General features: G+C 37.2%; 24 protein-coding genes and 1 pseudogene. 12 read left to right on the top strand and 13 right to left on the bottom strand.

Features of this window, described 5'->3' with window-relative positions; translation table 11 throughout:
- The first annotated feature begins 15 nt into the window (after positions 1-15).
- The 3 genes from PR800_RS02285 (at position 16) to fabV (ending at position 2,381) form a co-directional block, all read left to right on the top strand.
- Positions 16-168, top strand: coding sequence for an MbeCy (locus PR800_RS02285; protein ID WP_102139270.1), 153 nt, complete (start codon positions 16-18; stop codon positions 166-168).
- A 125-nt stretch (positions 169-293) separates the two neighbouring features.
- On the top strand, positions 294-854 hold the full coding sequence (locus PR800_RS02290) for a hypothetical protein (RefSeq protein ID WP_102139269.1): 561 nt from the start codon (positions 294-296) through the stop codon (positions 852-854).
- Positions 855-1,181: 327 nt separating this feature from the next.
- Positions 1,182-2,381 (top strand): enoyl-ACP reductase FabV, encoded by a 1,200-nt coding sequence (fabV, locus tag PR800_RS02295; RefSeq protein ID WP_195698552.1) that lies wholly within the window; start codon positions 1,182-1,184, stop codon positions 2,379-2,381.
- 105 nt (positions 2,382-2,486) lie between these two features.
- On the opposite strand, the gene PR800_RS02300 is transcribed toward fabV, so the two are convergent.
- Complete coding sequence (locus PR800_RS02300; RefSeq protein ID WP_102139267.1) at positions 2,487-3,044, bottom strand: toxin-antitoxin system YwqK family antitoxin; 558 nt, start codon at positions 3,042-3,044, stop codon at positions 2,487-2,489.
- 220 nt (positions 3,045-3,264) lie between these two features.
- On the opposite strand from PR800_RS02300, the gene PR800_RS02305 reads away from it, so the two are divergent.
- Both PR800_RS02305 and PR800_RS02310 read left to right on the top strand, forming a co-directional pair.
- Positions 3,265-4,470: a nicotinamide mononucleotide deamidase-related protein YfaY gene (locus PR800_RS02305; protein ID WP_102139266.1), complete on the top strand. Its 1,206-nt coding sequence runs from the start codon at positions 3,265-3,267 to the stop codon at positions 4,468-4,470.
- 6 nt (positions 4,471-4,476) lie between these two features.
- Entirely contained in the window at positions 4,477-5,250 is a 774-nt protein-coding gene (locus PR800_RS02310; protein WP_195698554.1) for a nucleotidyltransferase domain-containing protein, read from the top strand.
- Positions 5,251-5,255: 5 nt separating this feature from the next.
- On the opposite strand, the gene PR800_RS02315 is transcribed toward PR800_RS02310, so the two are convergent.
- Positions 5,256-5,687: a DUF5339 family protein gene (locus PR800_RS02315; protein ID WP_272530123.1), complete on the bottom strand. Its 432-nt coding sequence runs from the start codon at positions 5,685-5,687 to the stop codon at positions 5,256-5,258.
- Between the two features lie 137 nt (positions 5,688-5,824).
- Positions 5,825-6,250 (bottom strand): universal stress protein, encoded by a 426-nt coding sequence (locus tag PR800_RS02320; RefSeq protein WP_166265395.1) that lies wholly within the window; start codon positions 6,248-6,250, stop codon positions 5,825-5,827.
- A gap of 326 nt (positions 6,251-6,576) precedes the next feature.
- Here PR800_RS02320 and PR800_RS02325 point away from each other — a divergent pair, with 326 nt between their 5' ends.
- Positions 6,577-6,783: a ParD-like family protein gene (locus PR800_RS02325; protein ID WP_004910200.1), complete on the top strand. Its 207-nt coding sequence runs from the start codon at positions 6,577-6,579 to the stop codon at positions 6,781-6,783.
- Complete coding sequence (gene map / locus PR800_RS02330) at positions 6,776-7,546, top strand: type I methionyl aminopeptidase (RefSeq protein WP_102139261.1); 771 nt, start codon at positions 6,776-6,778, stop codon at positions 7,544-7,546. Before PR800_RS02325 ends, map begins: the two co-directional genes overlap by 8 nt.
- Before the next feature lie 66 nt (positions 7,547-7,612).
- Here map and PR800_RS02335 read toward each other — a convergent pair.
- The 5 genes and pseudogenes from PR800_RS02335 to PR800_RS02355 all read right to left on the bottom strand — a co-directional run bounded on the left by PR800_RS02335 (position 7,613) and on the right by PR800_RS02355 (position 12,141).
- A pseudogene (locus tag PR800_RS02335) lies at positions 7,613-8,044 on the bottom strand (carboxymuconolactone decarboxylase family protein).
- Positions 8,045-8,149: 105 nt separating this feature from the next.
- Positions 8,150-8,926, bottom strand: a complete 777-nt coding sequence (locus PR800_RS02340) for a DeoR/GlpR family DNA-binding transcription regulator (protein WP_395350137.1) — start codon at positions 8,924-8,926, stop codon at positions 8,150-8,152.
- Positions 8,927-8,929: 3 nt separating this feature from the next.
- Positions 8,930-9,886 carry a D-threonate 4-phosphate dehydrogenase gene (locus tag PR800_RS02345; RefSeq protein WP_036958696.1) on the bottom strand — a complete coding sequence of 319 codons (957 nt, stop codon included), beginning with the start codon at positions 9,884-9,886 and terminating at the stop codon, positions 8,930-8,932.
- A 16-nt stretch (positions 9,887-9,902) separates the two neighbouring features.
- A complete protein-coding gene (gene dtnK / locus PR800_RS02350) occupies positions 9,903-11,177 on the bottom strand; it encodes a D-threonate kinase (RefSeq protein WP_239979043.1) in 1,275 nt (424 codons plus the stop codon).
- Between the two features lie 10 nt (positions 11,178-11,187).
- Complete coding sequence (locus PR800_RS02355; protein WP_096863928.1) at positions 11,188-12,141, bottom strand: 2-keto-3-deoxygluconate permease 1; 954 nt, start codon at positions 12,139-12,141, stop codon at positions 11,188-11,190.
- A gap of 429 nt (positions 12,142-12,570) precedes the next feature.
- Here PR800_RS02355 and PR800_RS02360 point away from each other — a divergent pair, with 429 nt between their 5' ends.
- A complete protein-coding gene (locus PR800_RS02360) occupies positions 12,571-13,515 on the top strand; it encodes an SPFH domain-containing protein (RefSeq protein WP_004263460.1) in 945 nt (314 codons plus the stop codon).
- Positions 13,516-13,680: 165 nt separating this feature from the next.
- Here PR800_RS02360 and PR800_RS02365 read toward each other — a convergent pair whose 3' ends face one another.
- On the bottom strand, positions 13,681-14,424 hold the full coding sequence (locus tag PR800_RS02365) for an ankyrin repeat domain-containing protein (RefSeq protein ID WP_272530126.1): 744 nt from the start codon (positions 14,422-14,424) through the stop codon (positions 13,681-13,683).
- Between the two features lie 333 nt (positions 14,425-14,757).
- Between PR800_RS02365 and PR800_RS02370 the strand changes: the two genes are divergently transcribed.
- Both PR800_RS02370 and PR800_RS02375 read left to right on the top strand, forming a co-directional pair.
- Positions 14,758-15,240, top strand: coding sequence for a DUF523 domain-containing protein (locus PR800_RS02370; RefSeq protein ID WP_272530128.1), 483 nt, complete (start codon positions 14,758-14,760; stop codon positions 15,238-15,240).
- Between the two features lie 208 nt (positions 15,241-15,448).
- Positions 15,449-16,255 (top strand): bestrophin-like domain, encoded by an 807-nt coding sequence (locus tag PR800_RS02375; RefSeq protein ID WP_181489852.1) that lies wholly within the window; start codon positions 15,449-15,451, stop codon positions 16,253-16,255.
- Positions 16,256-16,306: 51 nt separating this feature from the next.
- On the opposite strand, the gene PR800_RS02380 is transcribed toward PR800_RS02375, so the two are convergent.
- Genes PR800_RS02380 through PR800_RS02390 form a run of 3 tightly spaced genes read right to left on the bottom strand, consistent with a single transcriptional unit; the run spans position 16,307 to position 18,331 of the window.
- Positions 16,307-17,563: a PTS ascorbate transporter subunit IIC gene (locus PR800_RS02380; RefSeq protein ID WP_036958647.1), complete on the bottom strand. Its 1,257-nt coding sequence runs from the start codon at positions 17,561-17,563 to the stop codon at positions 16,307-16,309.
- Positions 17,564-17,574: 11 nt separating this feature from the next.
- Positions 17,575-17,862, bottom strand: coding sequence for a PTS sugar transporter subunit IIB (locus PR800_RS02385; protein WP_102139255.1), 288 nt, complete (start codon positions 17,860-17,862; stop codon positions 17,575-17,577).
- A 22-nt stretch (positions 17,863-17,884) separates the two neighbouring features.
- Positions 17,885-18,331 (bottom strand): PTS sugar transporter subunit IIA, encoded by a 447-nt coding sequence (locus PR800_RS02390; RefSeq protein ID WP_102139254.1) that lies wholly within the window; start codon positions 18,329-18,331, stop codon positions 17,885-17,887.
- 359 nt (positions 18,332-18,690) lie between these two features.
- Between PR800_RS02390 and PR800_RS02395 the strand changes: the two genes are divergently transcribed.
- Both PR800_RS02395 and PR800_RS02400 read left to right on the top strand, forming a co-directional pair.
- Positions 18,691-19,725 (top strand): LacI family DNA-binding transcriptional regulator, encoded by a 1,035-nt coding sequence (locus PR800_RS02395; protein WP_272530129.1) that lies wholly within the window; start codon positions 18,691-18,693, stop codon positions 19,723-19,725.
- 256 nt (positions 19,726-19,981) lie between these two features.
- On the top strand, positions 19,982-20,875 hold the full coding sequence (locus PR800_RS02400; protein WP_272530130.1) for an endonuclease/exonuclease/phosphatase family protein: 894 nt from the start codon (positions 19,982-19,984) through the stop codon (positions 20,873-20,875).
- A gap of 70 nt (positions 20,876-20,945) precedes the next feature.
- On the opposite strand, the gene PR800_RS02405 is transcribed toward PR800_RS02400, so the two are convergent.
- Positions 20,946-21,233 (bottom strand): hypothetical protein, encoded by a 288-nt coding sequence (locus tag PR800_RS02405; RefSeq protein WP_102139251.1) that lies wholly within the window; start codon positions 21,231-21,233, stop codon positions 20,946-20,948.
- Positions 21,234-21,879: the final 646 nt, after the last annotated feature.

Genomic DNA, 21,879 nt, shown 5'->3' on the forward strand with positions numbered 1-21,879 from the left:
GAAGAGGAACGAGCTATGTCTAACATGAAAACTGAAGTTGTAGTTGTACGATTAACCAAACACGAACGAGCATTATTAGATACAGTGAAAACAAAACCTTTATTAGCCGACTGGTTGAAGGAAATTGCCATGGCAGAGGTTAAGCAGCAGGAAAATAAGAAAGAGTAAGGCAGATTTAATTATGCAGAAATCAATCGAGTCATTTAATGTGCTTATAGAAAAGTTAATTTTTTGATTAATTATTCGTTTTTGATAGTATCAAATTAGATGACTTAATTGGAATTTGAGAAGTGATGATAAAAGGAATTTTGTTTACGTTAATACTCGTACTCGTTTCTGGTTGTACAACGAAAAAACTAGATGCCCCTTATGGTTTTAAGTGGGGGCAAACCCCCGAGCAGATACGAAAACTGCATTTAAAAGGATTGCAATGTACAGAGTTTCAAGAAGGAGGTGCATTATGTTCATCAACAGACTCCCCTCAAATAGCAAATAAGCTGTTTTTATTGATGTTTTCTCGGGAGAATAATACGTTAATGCTAGTTTCTTCCCAAGGAAAAGATAGTCGAGACCAATCAGCCATTTTGGCTGAGTATGATGCAATTAACCAGAAAATGTTTGAAGTTTATGGTTTACCAATGCAAACCATTGAACGCTATAAACGGGATGTTTATTTCTTAGATAAAATATCGGATGACGAAACAACGCCATTTAAGCGGGTTTATGAAAAAAGTGGCATGCAGATTATGGTCGGTATTGTTAGTAATGCCCATTTTCGTAAAATCCACGATAAAAAAGACATTGTTTACTCAGTGATGGTTATCCATAATTTAATACCAACTATGCCACAATAAGCAGCTATTAAGCTATTTCATACTCGTTAATGCTATTTGTTCTTTCGTTTGGCAATGCGTTTTCATCTATGGTTTTGTCTCTAGATGCACTCTTCAATGGCTGTCGAGTAGGCGGAAATACGCGTCGATGTTGGACAGGTACAATAGCGCGGGAATTAGATCCGTTACGACGTGCTATTAAAGTTCTACTGGTTTTAAATGAGCAATTAATGGGAAAGTCATCAGTAAACTGGTCTGTTCTCCTTATTTATTGTCACTCTGTCTTAAGTAAATGGATAATATCAGGTATATTAGAGCCTGATTGTTAGCTACCAAGAAAAAATTACTATGATTATCAAACCTAAAATTCGTGGTTTTATCTGCACTACAGCTCATCCAGCAGGATGTGAAGCCAATGTGCGTGAGCAAATTGCCTACGTGAAATCACGTGGCGAACTGAAAAATGGCCCTAAGAAAGTTTTAGTTATTGGTGCATCCACCGGTTACGGTCTTGCCTCTCGTATCAATGCTGCATTTGGCAGTGGTGCGGCTACCATCGGCGTATTTTTTGAAAAGCCAGGCAGTGAAGGTAAAACAGGCTCTGCGGGTTGGTACAATTCTGCAGGTTTTGACAAAGCAGCAAAAGAAGAAGGCCTGTATGCGAAAAGCATTAATGGTGATGCTTTCTCTGATGAATGCCGTCAAACTGTCATTGATTTAATTAAACAAGATTTAGGCCAAATTGATTTAGTTGTTTATTCACTGGCCTCTCCAGTGCGTAAAATGCCTGAAACGGGCGAAATTGTACGCTCAGCATTGAAACCTATTGGCGAGCCGTATAAATCTGTTGCGTTAGATACCAACAAAGATGTACTGATTGAAGCGGTTGTTGAACCTGCAAATGAACAAGAAATCGCAGACACAGTAAAAGTCATGGGCGGCCAAGACTGGGAACTGTGGATGGACGCATTAGATGAAGCAGGCGTTTTAGCCGATAATGCACAATCCGTGGCTTATTCTTATATTGGTACGGACTTAACATGGCCAATTTACTGGCATGGTACATTAGGCAAAGCGAAAGAAGATTTGGACCGTGCGGCTTATGCAATCAACCAAAAATTGCAAGCTAAGGGTGGAGCCGCTTATGTCGCAGTACTAAAATCTGTTGTAACTCAAGCCTCTTCTGCAATTCCTGTCATGCCTTTATATATCTCTATTGTCTTTAAAATTATGAAAGAGAAAGGGATCCATGAAGGTTGTATTGAACAAATTCAGCGCTTATTTGCTACTAAATTATTCAATGGCTCAGTGCCAGATACTGATGAAAAACATCGTCTACGCTTAGATGATTGGGAATTACGTGATGACGTACAAAATACATGCCGTGAAATTTGGCAGCAGCTGAATGATAATAACATCAATGAGCTAACGGATTATCAAGGCTATAAAGCTGAGTTTCTCCGTTTGTTTGGCTTCGGCTTAAATGGTGTCAATTATGATGCAGATCTCAGCGGTGAAGTAAATTTTGAAGTGAAAGAGCTGATTTAATCATATTGGTCATTATATAATATTTCTTAGAAACCCGCTATTTGCGGGTTTCTATTTTTAGCTATATTTATAAATTACATATTTTATTTTGTCTTGTTAGCTGAATTATTGTAATACGATAATTTCGCCATCGCGGATCACTGCTTTAGAAATAACAGTTCCATTTTCATCAAATTCGGTGAGTGTGCCAACGAGATCTCCATTTTTAAAAGTGCCAGTAATATTTGGCTTATTACTTGGAGTATTGTGGTAAATTTTAAATGGTCCTGATAATTTGCCTTGTAGCGCGGTTAATTCGACATCAATACGGCCATTTTCATGATAGTTACGGACAGTCCCATCTATCTTGCAGTTTTTTAGTTGAATTAGGGATTCTGGTTTGCCATTTTCATAATAGGTTTTGATGTATTTATCCAAGCATCCTTTAGATACCCATGCTTTGAATTTTGGCTGACCATTGTCATACTCAGTTTCAAATGCCCCTTCAGCAAGGCCTTTCGGTGCCTCTGTGGAAGGAAACTCCATCGTTTTTAACTCACTTAATTCTCCAAATTTTGAATCTGAGTTTGAATTGGAATTTGTAGAGCCTCCAAGTTGGCATCCAGAAACTAATAAAATTAAAGAAAGTAATGCAACAGATTTAATTGGTTTTAGCTTGAACATGTAGCCCCTATTATTGCTGTAAAAAAATAATGTATTCAATTGCATATAAAACTATAGCCTTTTTATGACTATATATTGTGAGAATTATCCTAAACTATTTGCTTTAATGAATTATGAGCGATTTTTAGGATGTTGGAGTTGAACAAATATTGATGTTAGTCATCTTGATAATAAGGTAGTTTAGTAAGTTAATACGATTTGTATATTCAGGGAGTCATGAATGTTAGTTGTTGAAATGTTGAGTACTGGTGATGAAGTTTTGCACGGACAAATAGTTGATACAAATGCAGCTTGGTTAGCAGACTGTTTTTTTCAGCAAGGTCTCCCTTTGAGTAGCCGAACCACTGTTGGCGATAATTTAGAAAGTTTAGTAGCTACTTTTCTTGAACGTAGTTTATCTGCAGATGTTCTGATTGTGAATGGAGGGTTAGGGCCAACGAGTGATGATTTAAGTGCTTTGGCTGCGGCTAAAGCTGCGGGAGTTCCATTAGTTGAGCATTCGCAGTGGATTGAAGTTATGGAGCGTTATTTTATTGCTAGAGGGCGAGTTATGCCTGAAACAAATCGCAAACAAGCGCTACTTCCTGCCAATGCTGAATTAATTGACAACCCTGTAGGGACGGCTTGTGGCTTTTCCTTAGTTTTGAATGATTGTCTGATTTTTTTTACTCCAGGGGTACCTTCTGAGTTCAAAGTCATGGTAAATGAGCAAATTTTGCCAAGGTTACGTGCACGTTTTACTTTGCCAGAGCCGCCAATTTGTTTACGCCTAACGAGTTTTGGCCGCAGCGAAAGTAGCCTTGCGAAGCAATTTGATAGCTTACCTTTACCTGAAAATTGTGTTTTAGGTTACCGTTCTTCAATGCCTATTATTGAATTAAAATTAACGGGCCCTGCGTCACAAAAAGAGTTGATGGAGAGGGATTGGCAACTCGTGAAGCAAGGAGTAGGGGATAATTTGATATTTGAAGGTACTGAAGGTTTAGCTCAAAAAATTGGAAAATCCCTAAAAGAAAAGAAATTACATGTAGTCGTCAGTGAACAATTTAGTGCAGGGTTGTTAAGTTGGACATTAAATTCTGCAGGAATAGTCATGTCTTCCAGCCAAATCCTGTCTCTTGATGCGGGACAAACATTAGAAACCCTTGTGCAAAGAGCTCAAAAAATAGCGGCTAATCATCCGTTATCTATTGCTTTAGTCGTTGGTGAATATCATGAGCAATATTTAAACGTTGTATTATCAACACCTGATAAGTGTTATGCGCAAAGAATTCACTATTTACCAAACAACCATTCACAGAAAGAAAAGCAAGAAGTCAGTGTAATGTTAATATTAGATATGCTGTCTCGTTGGTTAAATGGTCGAGAGGTTATTGGCTATTATGAATGGTTAGTACAAACTGAAACACTTATCCTTGAGAGTTAGCAGGTTATGAAGTTAAACGATTATGAGTATATTCCTGTTCTTGAAGAGAAACCGTTTCAATCGGAATTTAAGTTAATTATAACTGAATCTATTAATTGGCTTAGGTGCATATTAAAAGAAAAACTCCATAGCGTTTATGTGTATGGCAGTGTGGCAAAAGGCTGTGCAAAGCCACAACAATCAGATTTAGACCTGTGTATTATACTGTGTGATGGTCTTACTCAATTAGAGGCTACCAAACTTAATGAATTACAAATTCAATTAACGATTAATCACACCGAAGTCAGCAAAATTGATTTTGATATTGGTATTATTACGGATGTGATGAGTGAGGCTAATTTATATAGTTGGGGGTATTGGATTAAGCATCACTGCCGTTGCATTTATGGGGGTGATTTAGCAACATGTTTTAGCCAATTTACCCCTTCACGAGCAATAGCCGAAGCTGTTAATGGTGATTTTGTTGATGTGCTTAATGCTTATGTCGACCAAATCAATAATTGTAATGATGACGCTGAGTTAAAGTTATTATATCGGGCGGCATCGAGAAAGCTCATTCGTTCGACTGATATTTTACGTTGGAAAAATGATAATGACTGGCCAGAAACATTATCTGAATATACACAGAAATTCGTTCAACGTTATCCAGAACGACAAAATGAAATAAATTATTTTTTATGTCAAAGTTTACAGCCTTTTGTTGATGAGCAATTCTTGGAACATTTAGTCCAGTTTATCTGCTGGTTGGATGTTGAACATTCTAATATTATTAATAAATGAGCCAATTATGGCTCATCCGGCTGTAGTGCATTAATGATATAATTAATACTTGAAACCCCTTTCTTGCAGGCTTTGTCTTTTAAAACTGTCGGAGTTTTATCAATGGCCATTTTTACAGAAGACAATTGATCTGTGTAGGTTTGTGCTCCAATAATCTCAGGATTATTATTTAAGTATTCAATAACCTCATCGACTCTTTGATAAAATTGCTCACATGAGTCACCATCAGTTTCTAAGGCTTTTAGTTCATTAAGTGCGTTTGGAATAAGCTGTTTCGTTTGCAACTGTACTTGTTCGATATACTTCCCAGACTTTACTTGATCAACTATAGTCATTACCTGATTTTTCATGTTAAAAAACAAAGTAATAGCTATAACTAAAGCAATGGCTAGAATAATATTGATGCTAATACTGATCCAAAGTAAGTATTTTTTCATTACATTCCTTGAGCGAAAAATAAATCTGTAATATCAATATATAGTTTAGTCTCGTGATTAATACTTGTATTTAAGATTAACACGAAAAAAAAGGTAACCGAACAATTGGCTACCTAGATTATTATAGTTGATAGAGGTTATCGAACAGTCAAAACAGAAATTTTTGAATTCTGAATAACCATCGATGCGGTTGAGCCTAAAAAATATGTGGACATGCCAGGGCGCTTTGAGCCAATAACGATTAAATCTGCTGAAATTTCTTCAGCAACACGTAAAATCTCATCCCTTGGTGTTCCCATTAAAACTTGTGCACTGTACTTATTACTAGGAATATTAAATTCTTTAATTATCTCAGCCAGCTGCTTCGTGACATTTTCATGTTCACTATCCGCTTTTTCAGCAAAACCAAACCCCATTGTGGTATAGAAAGGAACAGTAGGAATAACCGCTAGAAAATGAATGTGTGCTTTTTCATATTTAGCAAAGTATTGAATATGAGCCATAACTAATTGTGCTAAGCTTTTTTCTGTTATATCAATAGGAACCAAAATATTATTGTACATGTTTTTCTCCGGCTTTTATTTATTGAGTCCATGCAGTAATCGGGGTATTGGTTTATAAGGAGTAACTCAGTTAAATCAGTAAATGGCCTAGTTAATTAAAATAAGGTTAATTTACGTATAGGACTTACATTATTCGGAATTTATGATAGCAGATTAATATGATAAATACTTTGACGGCGGATTCAACTTAAGCAACTTAGTGGTGTTGTTTGTAGGCTGTTTTTCATGCGCTTTGTGCTATGCAAAACTTGAGTACTTTGAATCATCATCCTCCTGTTATATGATCTATACATGGTTTGTATACATATCATATTGTTGAGGTTATTTTGGGTATCGTAAAAATTTCAGATGAACTGCATGATTATCTACGCCATGCGAGCCAGGTTATGTCCCGTTCAATTAATTCACAGGCAGAATTTTGGATTAAAATTGGTATGCAAGCTGAACTAAACCCAAATAAGACATTTACTATGTTAATCAATGAAATGTTAGAGAAAGAGTCAATTGAATTAAAAGGAAAGGTTCATGAATAATATTACAATTAAAACAGCAGAAGAAATTGAACTGATGCGTGAGTCTGGACGACTTTTGGCTAGTGTTTTCAAAATGTTGGATTCATTTATCGTACCGGGTATTTCCACGATGGAAATTAATGATAAAGTTGAAAGCTATATTGTTAATGAGCTAGAAGCAAGGCCTGCGAGTAAAGGCCAATATGGCTACCAATATGTTTTGAATACATCGTTAAATGAAGTTGTTTGCCATGGTGTTCCAAAAACAGATGAAATTTTAAAAACAAAAGACATTATTAATGTTGATATTACGCTAGAAAAAAACGGTTTCATTGCTGATTCAAGTAAAATGTATGTGATGCCTGAAGCTTCACCACTGGCACGTAAATTGGTCAAAGATACTTATGCTGCTATGTGGGAAGGCATAAAGCAAGTTAAACCAGGCGCAACGCTAGGTGATATTGGTTCTGCTATTCAACATTATGCGGAATCTAAAGGTTATAGTGTCGTGCGCGAATATTGTGGGCATGGTATTGGGCGTGAAATGCATGAAGATCCACAGGTTCTTCATTATGGCGTACGAGGAAAAGGGGTTGAATTAAAAGAAGGAATGACATTTACGATAGAGCCAATGATTAACCAAGGTGGAATGAAAATTAAAACAAAGAAAGATGGCTGGACGGTCGTAACTAGAGATAAAAAATTATCTGCACAATCCGAACATACAGTATTAGTCACTAAAGATGGATACGAAGTTTTAACATTACGTGATGAAGAAAAATAGCGTTAAAAATAGATTTTATAAGCTTGTTACCATAAAGGTAACAGGCTTTTTTTAGATTAATTTTTACTATTGTCTCAATGCTACTGCTATACGGTTAAACGCACTCATTAAACCAATAGCGATAGTTAAATCAGAAAGTTGTTCATCAGAAAAATGGTGTTTTAATTCATTAAAGAGAGCATCTGATGTATTGCTGGTAGCTATATTAACGACAGCTTCGGTCCAAGCTAATGCAGCGCGCTCTAATGAATTAAAATGATGACTAACCTGCCAGCCAGCGAGTGTGTCTATTTTTTTGTTACTGACACCATTTGAACGTAATGAGCTTGCATGCATATCTAGGCAAAATGCACAGCCATTGATTTGTGAAACTCTTAAATAAACAAGCTCTATTAGTTCTTTACCTAACCCGCTTTTATCCAATGCATTTTTGCATTAAATAAGCCCTTTATAAGCTTCAGGTGATAAATTGTTATAAGCTAATCTCAGTTCGCTCATGGGGGTTCCTTACATATTTTGTTGTCAGATGAAATGCAATGTTTGGTGCGGTTTAGTTGGAAGGTTGCGCTACTTTATTTTATAAAGAAATCAAGCTCAATAGCATTAAGTGGCATTTGTGGAAACCAATATTAGATTAGTACGACAAAAATCTATAAATTTTTGCTGAATATCGAGTGGAAGTTGGTTATCTGTAATAATATCTGTCAATTCGTCTATTTGAGCGACACGAAATAATGACCATTTACCATATTTACTACTATCAGCAAGCATAACAGAGCGTGTAGCATTTGTTATTAGATCACGTTTTAGACCTGCTTTTTCTTCTGTTGGTGTTGTAATTCCTTTTTCTAAACTCCAAGAGTTACAACTAATGAATGCAATATCAGGATAAATGCTACGTAATAAAACACGCCCATGCTCACCAATACAAGATTGGCTACTATCGTCAATTCTTCCACCAACAATTGTGACTTCAATTTGTTTGAATTCAGAAAGAAAAAGGGCAATATGGAGGTCAGAGGTGATAACACGCAGGGGCATATGAGTGAGCTCTCGCGCTAGCTCAAGCATGGTTGTTCCTGCATCAAGTAGAACCGTGCTACCTGGTTCAATTAAACGGGCTGCCGCTTTCGCGATAGCCCGTTTCTCTCTTAGATTACGCTGGTTTTTTTCGGACGTAGTGGGCTGAACAGGAATGAAACGGTTTAGGGTTACACCGCCATGCGTGCGAGAGATAACCCCAGTTTCATCAAGTTTAATGAGATCACGCCGGATAGTGGCCGCTGACACGGATAATGCTTGTACTAGTTCCTCAACAGTGACGAGGTTATGCTGTTTAAGATACTCAAGTATTAAATCTAATCTATCCATTGTGCTCATTAGTTATACTACATTCATCGCAAGTTTAAGTGAGATGGCCATACTTTCAGGATTTGCTTTACCCGTCCAAGCAATATCAAATGCGGTTCCGTGATCGGCTGAAGTGCGCAAGAACGGAAGACCCGCAGTGATATTAACACCATCATAAAAACCTAATAATTTCAAAGGAATATGACCCTGGTCGTGATACATGGCAACAACCATATCATATTGCCCTTGATAGGCTTGTAAAAATACAGTATCTGGAGGACAAGGGCCATAAACATTAATACCTTCAGACCTTACCTGTTCTATAGCTGGTTGTAAATATACGATTTCTTCATCACCAAATAAACCATTTTCCCCAGCATGAGGATTAACGCCTGCGATCGCAATACGTGGTTTTTCATAGCCAACGCGTTTTAAAAAGTCTGATGCGATACGAGACACGGTTATGATACGCTCGCTATTTAATGTATCTAAAAATTTACGCAATGCAATATGTGTTGTGACATGGATGACTTTTAATTTTTCGGTATAAAGCACCATGGCATAATCTTTGGTATTGGTTAGCTGGGCAAGTAGTTCAGTGTGACCTGGGTAGTTGTGCCCAGCAAGGTGCAATGCTTCTTTATTTAAAGGTGCAGTGGCAATCGCTTTCACTTCACCTGCGAGAGCTAGTTCAGTCGCACGTTTAATACAACGAAATGCTAAGTCACCAGCTTGAGCTTGGACTTTCCCCGCAATAAGTGCGCTAGGGTCGGCTAGGGGTTCATCAATAATATTGATGGTATCCGCTGAAAATTGAGCTTCTTTGATATTTTGTATCACATTGATTTTTATCTGAGGAACTACCCCTGATTTAATTAATCGCTGCATTGTTGATGCACAACCGATAACAACGGCAGAGGCTCCTGCCAGTTCACCTTCTGCAAGGGATTTGACGATAATTTCTGGGCCAATACCTGCAGGATCTCCCATGGTAATAGCAACAACATTATTTTTCACAATAAATTTCCTCAATATATTTGATGGCTTCGCATAAAGTGGTTATTTGACCAAACCCTCCCGCTTTGGTGATCACGGGCAAGTCATCAATTTCACTGTCAATAAAAGTGCCGCAAGGTATACATGGCAGCACCTCAGATTGAATTCGATAACCTTTTGCTCCCAAAGTATTGGCAACCGCAATCGCAATATCTCCACCTGTTAAAAAAAGTCCCCCGATGCTGGCAACAGACAGCGTATTTAAGGTCAGCAAACTAATAAAGTCGCTGATATTTTTCCCCAATTCATTACGAGTCATACCGTAGGTATTGCATAGGTCATCAATATGATGCCTATCTTGCACATCTCGGCTGGTTCGTATGATGGTGTGTTTTTGTTGGTTTAATGTTTGACTAATTTCTTTGATGAGCGCAGCCATGTAGTTATCTTGTGTAGTGGCTGCAAGTACTTGTGTGACATCAACATCAATGACACTGGCATCACAATGTGTTTGTGCATAGTTTACCTGTTCAATTGTTGCGCTGCTCATTGAGCCAGCGACAATAAATAACGGTAGCCCTTGCTTTTTATCCATGAAAATATTCTCAGGCAATGCATTTGCAAAGCCCGCAGCTCCAACGAGTAGGCAAGGTTGATCTATTGAAAATACGGCTTCAGCAATTAGTGCTAAATCTTCATCATTTTCAGCGTCCGTGACGATGATACTGCCTTGCGTTGGCTCTTGTGCTTGTAACCATGTTGCGAATCGCCCTGAACGTATTTGGTCTAGATTCACTTCAATAACGGGCAGGGTAGTTTGCTGATGGAGAATAGTTTGGATACGTGATGAAACTATTGGTGTTTTAGGGTCAGAAGCAAATTCAGTTTTAATAAGTGCTTTTCCATGAACGAGACATTCACCATTTAACGTTACACGTCCTGCCGCAGGAATAGCTGCGGCAACAATAGCAAGTTTTAAGCCTGTTTCTGACATAATTGTCTCTATTTCTGCCCCGATATTACCGCGAAATGTTGAGTCAATTTTTTTATAAATGACAGGTTTATCCTTCTGAGATAAAAATGGTTTCAGGCTATTTCGTAGGTTTTCTGAAGCAACTTGTGCATTTAATGCGCGACTTTCTGTATTAAGCACAACGACATCAGCAAACCAAGAATGTTTTTGTGTATTATCAAGAAGTATCTCTGTGCGCGCATGCTTTTTAGCAAATTGAACACCGGTATCATTTGCCCCTGTAAAGTCATCCGCAATAACTAATAGTTTCATAAATAACTCCTTACTCTTCAGTTTGTTGGGGATGTCTTGCTTGTTGACGTTTAGCAACCCAAGAGGTCAGGATAGGGGTTAGAATAGCGGTGGTGATCACGGATGCAGCAATCAAAGGAGCCGCAGAAAGCGCAATAGCCTCTAAGGATGGGTCGGCTTGTGCGATAGCGAGTGGTGTTGCCACTGCATTTCCTGCGGTACTTGAGGCAGCAGCGCCTGCGATACCTGAACCTCCTACTAGACGGTCTGCTCGAATATTAAACCAGCCGCCAACAAACGTAGTCAGCACACCGAGCAAGATACCTGCGAGTCCACCTTGTAATAGCATTTCTAAGTTGATCCCTGCGCCTAGTGCAAAAGCGAAGAAAGGAATTAATATTGGCCCACCTTTTGTTAGAAAATCGCGCATATGTGGGTCTAGATTTCCTAAGATCATGCCAACAATTAACGGAACAAGAACCGCAACTAATGCCATTAAAGGGATATTTGCCATACCAGCTGCGCCTAGCGCAATCATGGTAAAGAAAGGCCCATCATTAAGAGATAAAATTGAGATAGCACCAACGTCTCGTTTATTACCAAACTCCCCAACTAAAGCGGCATATAAGCCACCATTTGAATTGCTCATCGCTGCAATAATTGCAACACCAGTTAAACCAAAAATCCCTTCCATTCCAAAGAGATAATCGACGCCTAGACCAAGAGCAATCGCAACGACTAGTTTTGTTAAGGTAATTGTACCTCCTTGTAATAAAGCTTGTGGCGCCGCTTTAAAACTAATTCCTGCACCCATACAAAGCAAGAATGCACCAATAAGAGCAGGGGCACCATTTTTAAACAGTGATGTTGTAAAGCCACCGATTTCGAGGGCTTGAGGAGCAAAGGTGTTGATTAGGGCACCGAGTACTAATGGCACAACCATCATGCCACCAGGTATACGTTCAATCGATTTTTTTATTTGCATGGTTTTCTCCGCCATGATTTATTTTAGTCACAATGATTATATTTAATCAATTAAAAACAACAGTGATCAAGATCGCAATAATTCCATTTACCATTAATTGAAATTATACTCTGATTTTAATTATTATATTGGTTTAAAATAATATAAATTTGGTTTTTTGATGTGGTTAATGTTATTTAAAATGAACGAGATAGTGATTATAAATAATCATACATGTGTTTTATGATTGAAAATAAGCATTAATAATTTAAAAGGATAAAACTAGGTTTATAACAAAATTATCTGTAATGGCTCAGCGATTCATTTTTACCAAAATAGAAACAACAGATTTAGTGCTTTCAAATTTAGGAATGTTAGACTTGTAGTTAGAAAATAAGTGGTGACAATAAGGCGCTTTACTATAATTATTAATTTGATAGGGATTAACTCATGCAATTTAAATCAATGATTAAATTGGTTGTTGGCGCTGCATTACTTCTAGTTATTGGTCTCGTAGGTATTAATTCATACACTATTGTACAAGATGGCTCGGTTAAGGTGGGAACATTTTTAGGAAAAGTTGATCCAGTTGCCTATGATGCAGGTTTACATTTTCCAATTAACCCGTTTACAACGTTTGATACATACTCGACAAAAGATATCCGTGTATCACTTAAAGAACTTAGAGTACCTTCTCAAGATAAATTAAAATCTATTGTTGATATTACAGTGATGCTTCAGTTTGATGGTGCTAAAGCTCCGGTATTACGTATTAATGGTGGTACCGAAAGTGAAGCTTTAGATAAATATGTACGCCAAAAATTGATTTCAACGATTTTGGAATTTGGTAAAGATGTCGCTAATGCGCAAGATCTTTATACTGCAGATACACAAAGAAAATTACAAGAATCTATTCGTGATGCTATTCAAGGTTACGCTTCCCCTTATGGCTATACAATAAAAGAAATCATGATCCAAGATATTACTTTGCCTGAAGTTGTTCAAGAGCAAGTGGTTAATACTAAAATGCGTCAAGAGCAAATTAACCAAGCAAAAGCGGAGGCAGAAAAAGAGCGTGAATTAGCTCAGAAGAAGGTTGTTATTGCTGAAGCGGAGAGAGAGTCTGCGGAACAACAAGCCATCGCTAGAGAGCGTAATGCACAAGCAAGCTCATTTGCTATGCGCCAAGAAGCTGATGCAAAATTGTATGCTGCACAGAAAGAAGCTGAAGCTAATGCAATATTGCAACGTACTATTACCCGTGAAATGATCAATTGGAAACAGTTAGAGATTGAACAAATTAAAGCACACAAATATAAAGGTGAGGTACCTAATATTGTTGTTGGTGCAGATTACGATGGTAAAATGATTATGGATATGCGTAATAGCCAGTAATATTAATTAAAATAATTACTGTATTTAAAGCTCGTTCTATTAAGCTTGAAGTGACACACACAAAGTTGTGTACTGTTAGTCAGCGGGTTGTATGGCCTGATTTCGATATTCAACCGGAATCAGGCCATTTAATTTATAGAATGGTACACCCAATTTTTCTATAAATTAATCGCAAGATGGTTTACCGGTACGATGATTCAACGCGCCGTTATCAATAAGGAATTTTTGCATTTCTGGAAGATTATTCTTACATGCATAAGTTAATGCACTTTGGTCATAAGAAAACATGGTCACATCATCAGTCGTTGTACTTCGGTTAATATCTGCACCTTGCGATAATAAGTATTTAACCGTTTCCATTCTATTATTACTCGCAGCTATCATGATTAATGTTTCACCATCACTTTCAATTTGTTGATTATTCAAATCTACTTCATTTTTCATTAGCTGATGGACTTTTTTTACAACATTGACATTATTACCAAGTACTGCTGATTTTAGTACGTTATATACGTCACCTGTATCGGTAGCCCAAAGATTTGCATTTTGCGATATAAGATAATCAACCATTGCTTCATCGCCAATAAAAGCAGCCCATCCCAGAGCCGTTTGGTCTAAGCTACCTGTGTCTTTGGCTTCTATATCTTGCCCCTCAGTAACCATTTGTTTTACTTTATCTAAATCTCCCTGCTTTACGGCATCAAACCATTCGGAATCGGCGCCTTCGCTAGGATTTTCATAGAAGACTCTCCAAGGTAAGCGTTCTTTATTCGCGAGTTCAAGCATCGTGGCGTAATCTGTTTTGAACTGCCTATATTTTAAAGGATTATTATTATTAATAACTTGGGCTTGAGATACTGCCCCAAAAGTAATTAATGAAAAAGCAAATATAAATTTTTTAATATACATATTGAAGCCTTATTAATATTTGGTTATGTATTAGTATTGAAAAATAAACGATACAAAGCAATACAAATCATACTCATTATACTTTTATGTGGTTATTCTGGTTTATTTGAATATATTAATTTGTATCTTGATCTCAAGGAACGATGACATAATCTGGATCTGCGATAGCAAATAACCCATTTTTTCTAACTCAGGTGGATATATCTACTAGGGATTAATTTCTTGTTTTATTTATTTTGCGAGCACTATTAGCGCGAAGTATTTTGTGAACTTATAGTCTAATATAATCGTGCGAAACGCCTTAAAGAGTTAGAACTACTAATAGGATTGGTCATGATTGCGGTAAGCGCTTGTTTATTAGGGTATTGTGTAAGATATGATGGGAAGCATCAATTATATACCCCTTTGAAAAAACTCTATGAGGATGGTCTGGTCATCAGTATTTGCCCTGAAGTTTTTGGTGGGTTACCAACACCAAGAGCATCGGCAGAAATAATAGGGGGAAATGGTGATGATGTACTCGCTGGTCGAGCTAGTGTGGTCGGTAGCGATAATGTCGATGTCACGCAGGAGTTTATTCGCGGTGCGCATATTGCATTAGAAAAAATCCAACTAATGAATGTGCGATTAGTTGTACTTAAAAGCAATAGCCCCTCGTGCGGTAGTCAGCATATCTATAGTGGCCAGTTTGATGGTAATTTAAAAGTTGGCATGGGTGTTTGTGCCGCACTATTTAAACGGCATAATATTGATATATTGGATGAAAACTCACCTGATTTAATCATGAAAATTAACGGTTATTTAGAAATATTGTAATGAAAATATCTATAGATAATCAACTTAGGGTTAATTTAGGGGAGTACTGCATTAGTGAGTTTGTGCTTTATTGTTAGCTAATTGGGTGTCGTATTATGATACCTAATTGCTGTTATTATCTGAAATTTAGTAAAAAAATAGTACTGCCTAGATAATTGTATTGTTCTTGTGCTATATCATTAGTAAATAAACTTTATGAGCTAATGCAATGTTCAATATTTCTGAGTTGATCAATGACTCTCCAATCGATTCCATTCTTTTATTTGTGATCACATTTATCTTGTTAGTTATTTCCGCTTATGTCGGTAAATATATTTTCAAGCGTAAATCAGCCCACGAAGAAGCGACAGATGATGAAGCTAAAATTATTTTAGGGGCGATTTTATCTTTATTGGGTTTATTGATAGGGTTTGTTTTATCAATTTCGATTAATGGTTATAACAACCGCCAACAAACAGAAGAAAATGAAGCTATTGCTATTGGTACAGCATACCAGCGAGCACAGCTATTGAGTACAGATGATAGAAGTAAAGCCTCACAGCTTATTCAACAATATTTGGAAGCTCGGATTGAGTTTTTTAAGTCGGGTATCAGTGACGAAAATAACCAATGGCGGATGACTTCTTTGGAGAAGCAAAGCCAGTTGTGGGAAATAGCAGTAAAGGAAGCCAGCCAAACACCAAACCCGATTGTGGCTTCTGTATTAAGTGCATTTAGTGACCTTTATCTTTCTCAACAAAAGACGATGGCAAGTTGGCGACACCAAATTCCAAATGCCACTTGGTTTTTACTGATCTTTTTTGCTATCTGTTCAAATATCCTTATTGGCTACAATATACGCGGAACAAAAGGGAAAAATTGGTTGATACTCATATTGCCTTCATTAACCACGTTGGCTCTATTTATGATTGCTGAAATTGATGTTCCTGGTGAAGGTATGATCCATGTGACACCGGATGATTTGATTTTATTACAGGAATTCTTATTTAGGGATGCTGCTTGGTTGGGAAAGTAGGGTAGCTGTAAAAAACTCCCCGCTAGCAAATTTGCCATGGGGAGTTCTGTTTTAGCGGACGATAATACCTAATAGAATTCCGATTGCGCCAAAGTCAGCGTCACTGAATGTAGTATTAGCAATACCAATATCCCCAAGAACAGGTAACAGGAATACGGGTAGGAAGGTAATCAATAGTCCTTGAGCGAATGCACCCAAGATAGCGCCACGACGACCGCCTGTTGCATTACCAAATACACCAGCAGCTGCACCTACGAAGAAATGAGGGACAACGCCTGGAATAATAACTGTCATATTTAATGCATATAGAACGAACATTCCCAAAACACCTGCAGCAAAACTACTTAAAAAGCCGACTAATACTGCGTTTGGTGCATATGGGAAGACCACTGGGCAGTCTAAAGCAGGTTTTGCGTTAGGGACTAATTTGTCAGAAATACCTTTAAATGCCGGGACGATTTCTGCAATAACCATACGCACACCTTGCAGGATAATATATACGCCCGCAGCAAATGTAATAGATTGCATTAATGAGAACATGAACCAATTCTTACCACCACTGACTTCGCGAACGAAATCACCGCCTGCGAATAAGCATGTAATGATAAAAATAATGAACATGGTGAAAGAGATAGCGACAGGTGTATCTCTTAAAAATAGTAAGCTTTTCGGGACATTCATATCTTCTGTTGAATGTTCTTTATTACCGAATTTGCTTCCAATGAACCCTGCTAGGACATAAGAAATCGTTGAGAAATGGCCAATCGCAACATCATCTGAACCCGTCACTTTTTTCATGTAAGGGTGGGCAATTGCTGGGAAAAAGACCATACAAAAACCAACAATCAGTGAGCCAACAGTGACTAATAGTGTACCTTCCATTCCCGCAGTAGCTAAGATGACCGCAATCATCATGGACATGAATAAGGTATGATGCCCTGTGAGGAAAATAAATTTCCAAGGCGTTAAGCGAGCAATCAAGATATTGATTAGCATCGCAAAGAACATGATCATGGCCATTTCACGACCGAAGCTTTTTTGTGCAATAGAAACAATAGCTTCGTTATTTGGTACCACACCATTAATACCAAAAGCATGTTGGAAAATAGCTGAAAAATCACCTAGCGAGCTGACAACTAATCCAGCACCAGCACCTAAGATCACAAAACCCATGATGGTTTTGATGGTGCCTTTAATACATTCAGTTACTGGTTTTTTCTGCGCGATCAAACCAATAAGTGCGATTAAACCCACAAGAATGGCTGGCTCAGATAAAACATCCTGCATCAGAAAACGAAAAAATGACATAGTGCCTCCGCTTACATTGCACCAAGTTTTTGTAAAGCAACAGTCAGGCGTTCTTTCATTGCTACTTTATCAATCATATTTTCGAGAGCAACGATTTCGCCACCAACTTGTTGTGCAACTAATTGTTCTGCAATATCGCTTGTCCCAACAAAGATGTCACTCACAGTGCCTTTTGCAGATCCTAAATCGACATGGTCAACATCAGCGTTAACTTGCAAGTCTTTCAAGATATTTTTGATGCTCATTTCCATCATCAGACTGGTACCTAAACCATTCCCACAAACAACAGTAATTTTCATAATGTTTACCTTAATATTGAGTTTATTCGTATTTAGCGATGATTTTTAGAATGTCATCGACGTTTTCTGATTGCATGATGTTATCTACATCTTCTTGATTATCAAATAGTTCAGCTAATTTTGCGATAGCACCAATATGGCTATTGCTATCAGTTGCTGCCAATACAATTAATAATCTGATTGGGTCATTGCCTTCGGAACCAAACTCAACGCCTTGCTTAATAACGGTTAGTCCAAGAGATAGTTGGTTTACTCCGTCTTCTGGGCGTGCGTGAGGCATGGCAATACCAGGGCCTAATACATAGTAAGGGCCAATTTTTTCGTGTGATTGAATTATTGCATCAATATATCTCGGTTCGATGAATTTATTATTAATTAATGGATTACAGGCGATTTTTATCGCTTCTTGCCAATTACTGGCACTGTCGACGACTTGAATGACGTTAGGGGTCAGTAATGTCGTTAGCATCGGGTTGCTCCTGGTAGAGTGAAATTATTATCTTTGTAATGGTTGAATGAATAGTAGTGCTCTATGGTAGCGCTATCTAGTTGAATATTTCATTTTCGTGATAGCGCTATCATTTTAAGAAAATATAGCGAACAAATATGAAATGAGTACACTTGTCGGCTGATTAACAAATTCAACCTGTGGTAAGTTAACCTGAGTTGGTGATCTTTACTGTTTCTTTAGATTTAAGCCAATCATATTGGCTATTTTTAGTGTATTAGTTTGAAAACACGAGAAAAAGTAAAAGTACAGGGTAAATGGCCACCAAAGATCTGAATATCTTAGGGTTAATAATAGTTTAGGCTAAGTAAAAGTATTACATGCAAAAAATACGAAAAAGAAAAAATACAGGGCGAGTCACATTGCAGGATGTCGCAAAATACGCAGGTGTTGGATCCATGACGGTATCTAGGGCTTTGCGTACACCTGAATTAGTATCCGATAAGTTACGTGAAAAAATTAATGCCGCAGTTGAAGAGCTTGGTTATATACCTAATTCAGCGGCAGGTATTTTAGCTTCAGGCCAAAGTCGTACTGTTGCTGTTTTAATTCCGTCTTTGCGTGATCATGCTAGTTCAGTTTTTCTGCAATCTTTACAAGAAGCGCTGAACAAAAATAGTTATCAAGTCGTTATTGGTAGCCATGATTACCAGCAAAAAAAAGAGTCTGAGGTCTTATCAACACTATTACAGAGCAACCCCGCAGCTTTGATTGTTTTTGGGGCGATAAACTCAGAAAGCGTTTCGAATTATTTGAAGAATTTAGATATTCCTGTAGTCAGTGTTGCGGGGGAATCTAATCATCCAGTCACGTTGAACATCAAAAGTAATGTTGGAGACGCGGTTAATTTTTTAACCAACTATATGTTACAAAAAGGGTATAAGAAGATAGGTTATATTGGTGCTCAAATGGACAGCAAAATGCAAAGTCAGCAACTAAGTGGCTGGAACCGAGCAATGCTGGCGTATAACCAAAGCGCAGACCAAAGTATTACAACTCCGTATGTTGCAACGATGGATTTTGGTCGCCAAGCAATTAGTGAGATGCTGACCCGCCAACCTGAGCTTGAAGCGGTGGTTTGTAGCCATGAAATGATCGCGCTTGGTGTCATTTTTGAGTGCCAAAGGCGTTTAATTCAGATACCTAAAATGCTAGCGATTGCCTGCGTCGAAGGCTCTTCAAATTGTGATCACATCCACCCATCACTGACTTCAGTACGAATTGATTACAGTAAAATGGCTAGAGAGACAGCGAAAAGATTACAAAAATGGCTTGCTGATGCCGATTGTGATTTCATTGAACGTAAAGAAGGGGTTGTTTTCCCCTATAAATTTGAAGCAAGGCAAAGTGCTTAAATTTAATTTATCGTTATTGATCACGTTTTTTTGAATATCTTGCTTGTCCTTAGTAAATAATGGTGCATTTGCTCACTATTTCGGGGGCTAAAAAGTGGTTTTTTTTTCTCTCGAAATAAGATTGTCGGCTTGGTCACTATATCTTTTTTATTCTCTGTTAATGTATGAAAACTGCAGGTAGATGAATTCGGTTCAGCTAGGATTTTATTGAATGCTTGCACTATTTTGCCGTATTAGATATTAACAGGGGAAAATTATGAAATTACTAAAAACAGCTATTTCTAGCGCAATTTTATTTTCTTGTGGTGCGATGGCTACGATGACGGGTTCTGAAATTCTGAAGGTACAGGATGGGGGAACACCGAATAAAGTTTACACTTCAGACAAACCAACCATTAAAGTAGCCACTTATAACATTGGTAAAAATGAGTTGGCATCAGATGTCAGTGACCTTGATGGGCTGAATAAAGCGATTGCAAAAATAGATGCAGATGTGATTGTTTTAACTGAAATTGATAACAAAACAGCTCGCAGTAAAAAAGTTCACCAGCTAGAAGAAATAGCTAAAGCCAATAAGATGGATTTTGCTTTTGGTAAGGCTCTGGATTTTGATGGTGGAGAGTACGGTGTGGGAATTTTATCAAAATATAAAATCGATAAATCTAAAGTGATTAATTTACCCTCAGGTGATGCAGAACAACGTGTTGTATTAATATCTCAGATATCAAAACCAGGCTTTGATGCGCCAATCATTGTAATGGGTACCCACCTTGATTGGCAGAAAGATCCAACCATTCGCATTGGGCAAGTGCGCCATATTTTAGATGCGAGTATTGGGGATACGGATACGGGATTTGATAATATTGCAGCTTCAATAAAAATATTAGCGGGAGATTTTAATTCAACAGCTAATGAACAGCCTATCCAAGAAATTCGTTATATGTGGAACCCAGTTGAGTTAAAAGGTGTTGATTATCGTAGTTGGCCTGCGATAAACCCAGCCATAGACATTGACCATATTTTTACATTTAAAGGCCAAGTTTGGGATGTGAAAAAAATGGAAATCCCAACGGATAGTAAAGAGTTTCAATGGTCCAATGTTAGTGACCACCTACCTATAATTGCTGAATTAGAGCTACAAGAGCAATAAACACTTAACAGAAAAATTTTCGATAAAAGGCCTCATTTAGTTTGTAGGCCTTTCCAATTGTAATGATAAGTTAATTGGCTAGTATTTTTTTCCTTTCAATATAGCGTTTTTCAGCTATGCCTAAATAATACTCAACTGTTGAGTATATCTGCTGCCGCTGCTCAGTTAATTGTTGTGATGTATCTAATGTTGCACTCGTCTGCTGTTTAAATACGGTAAGGAATTTTTGAATGCTATCGAAATGACCGACGATATTAGCATAGTAAAATTGATATACATAAGACTCTTGAGAGTGGCTTAGCTCTGTGTTGTTTTTGATGTTATTAGTTGCAAGTAATAGTAATTGAATATTTGTCATGGTTTACCCTTTTCTTTGGAAAGCAATGCTACATGAGATGGAAAAAATATTTTGTCAAATTTAGCCGGATAATTTTATGTATTGGCTAAAAGAAGCAATTCTTTCTAGGAATATTCTGTAATTTGATTTGGTTGGATATATCAAAAATTGGGAAAAAGTAGGTATATATAAGAGTCTAATGGTAAATTACTATATAGATATCGTTAGAAATTCTTATGTTTTTTGGGTTCATTCATTATGATTAACTTTTTGATATCAAAAAATTAACATTTTAGCAATTGATTTGTTTGTTATTTTGTTTTTATTAATCAATTAGTTAAAATCTATTGCGCTTAAGGGAAAGCGGCAATTTGGCTAATTCATTCTAAAAAAAATGCAAGATAACGAGACGTTAAGAATAAAGATGGAAGATAATTTAAATCAATGTGAATATTTTCATTTGATTGAATTTAAAGTATTTTTTTTGTTTTTGGATGCGAGGGTAGGCCAAGGGGGACTTATTTGAAAATAACGAATAAATTATTAATTAATTCAAGTTTACGCTTATATTGAGTTAAATTACCTACCAAGTGAGTTAATTAATATTTCGACATAACTATTATTGAATTGAATTATTTTATTACATATTTCTGTTCATTTTTGTTAA

This window comes from Providencia sp. PROV205, from assembly GCF_028479505.1.
Taxonomy (GTDB): Bacteria; Pseudomonadota; Gammaproteobacteria; order Enterobacterales; family Enterobacteriaceae; genus Providencia; species Providencia huaxiensis.

Excerpts from the sequence above, each read along its gene's own strand:
- PR800_RS02390 (WP_102139254.1), bottom strand. The coding sequence starts at position 18,331 with ATGCTAACGACATTACTGACCCCTAACGTCATTCAAGTCGTCGACAGT.
- PR800_RS02290 (WP_102139269.1), top strand. The coding sequence starts at position 294 with ATGATAAAAGGAATTTTGTTTACGTTAATACTCGTACTCGTTTCTGGT.
- PR800_RS02315 (WP_272530123.1), bottom strand. The coding sequence starts at position 5,687 with ATGAAAAAATACTTACTTTGGATCAGTATTAGCATCAATATTATTCTA.
- PR800_RS02345 (WP_036958696.1), bottom strand. The coding sequence starts at position 9,886 with ATGGGAGATCCTGCAGGTATTGGCCCAGAAATTATCGTCAAATCCCTT.
- PR800_RS02405 (WP_102139251.1), bottom strand. The coding sequence starts at position 21,233 with ATGACAAATATTCAATTACTATTACTTGCAACTAATAACATCAAAAAC.
- PR800_RS02380 (WP_036958647.1), bottom strand. The coding sequence starts at position 17,563 with ATGTCATTTTTTCGTTTTCTGATGCAGGATGTTTTATCTGAGCCAGCC.
- PR800_RS02395 (WP_272530129.1), top strand. The coding sequence starts at position 18,691 with ATGCAAAAAATACGAAAAAGAAAAAATACAGGGCGAGTCACATTGCAG.
- PR800_RS02285 (WP_102139270.1), top strand. The coding sequence starts at position 16 with ATGTCTAACATGAAAACTGAAGTTGTAGTTGTACGATTAACCAAACAC.
- PR800_RS02340 (WP_395350137.1), bottom strand. The coding sequence starts at position 8,926 with ATGAGCACAATGGATAGATTAGATTTAATACTTGAGTATCTTAAACAG.
- PR800_RS02370 (WP_272530128.1), top strand. The coding sequence starts at position 14,758 with ATGATTGCGGTAAGCGCTTGTTTATTAGGGTATTGTGTAAGATATGAT.
- dtnK (WP_239979043.1), bottom strand. The coding sequence starts at position 11,177 with ATGAAACTATTAGTTATTGCGGATGACTTTACAGGGGCAAATGATACC.
- PR800_RS02310 (WP_195698554.1), top strand. The coding sequence starts at position 4,477 with ATGAAGTTAAACGATTATGAGTATATTCCTGTTCTTGAAGAGAAACCG.
- PR800_RS02360 (WP_004263460.1), top strand. The coding sequence starts at position 12,571 with ATGCAATTTAAATCAATGATTAAATTGGTTGTTGGCGCTGCATTACTT.
- PR800_RS02375 (WP_181489852.1), top strand. The coding sequence starts at position 15,449 with ATGTTCAATATTTCTGAGTTGATCAATGACTCTCCAATCGATTCCATT.
- map (WP_102139261.1), top strand. The coding sequence starts at position 6,776 with ATGAATAATATTACAATTAAAACAGCAGAAGAAATTGAACTGATGCGT.
- PR800_RS02400 (WP_272530130.1), top strand. The coding sequence starts at position 19,982 with ATGAAATTACTAAAAACAGCTATTTCTAGCGCAATTTTATTTTCTTGT.
- PR800_RS02385 (WP_102139255.1), bottom strand. The coding sequence starts at position 17,862 with ATGAAAATTACTGTTGTTTGTGGGAATGGTTTAGGTACCAGTCTGATG.
- PR800_RS02300 (WP_102139267.1), bottom strand. The coding sequence starts at position 3,044 with ATGTTCAAGCTAAAACCAATTAAATCTGTTGCATTACTTTCTTTAATT.
- PR800_RS02305 (WP_102139266.1), top strand. The coding sequence starts at position 3,265 with ATGTTAGTTGTTGAAATGTTGAGTACTGGTGATGAAGTTTTGCACGGA.
- PR800_RS02320 (WP_166265395.1), bottom strand. The coding sequence starts at position 6,250 with ATGTACAATAATATTTTGGTTCCTATTGATATAACAGAAAAAAGCTTA.
- PR800_RS02365 (WP_272530126.1), bottom strand. The coding sequence starts at position 14,424 with ATGTATATTAAAAAATTTATATTTGCTTTTTCATTAATTACTTTTGGG.
- PR800_RS02355 (WP_096863928.1), bottom strand. The coding sequence starts at position 12,141 with ATGCAAATAAAAAAATCGATTGAACGTATACCTGGTGGCATGATGGTT.
- fabV (WP_195698552.1), top strand. The coding sequence starts at position 1,182 with ATGATTATCAAACCTAAAATTCGTGGTTTTATCTGCACTACAGCTCAT.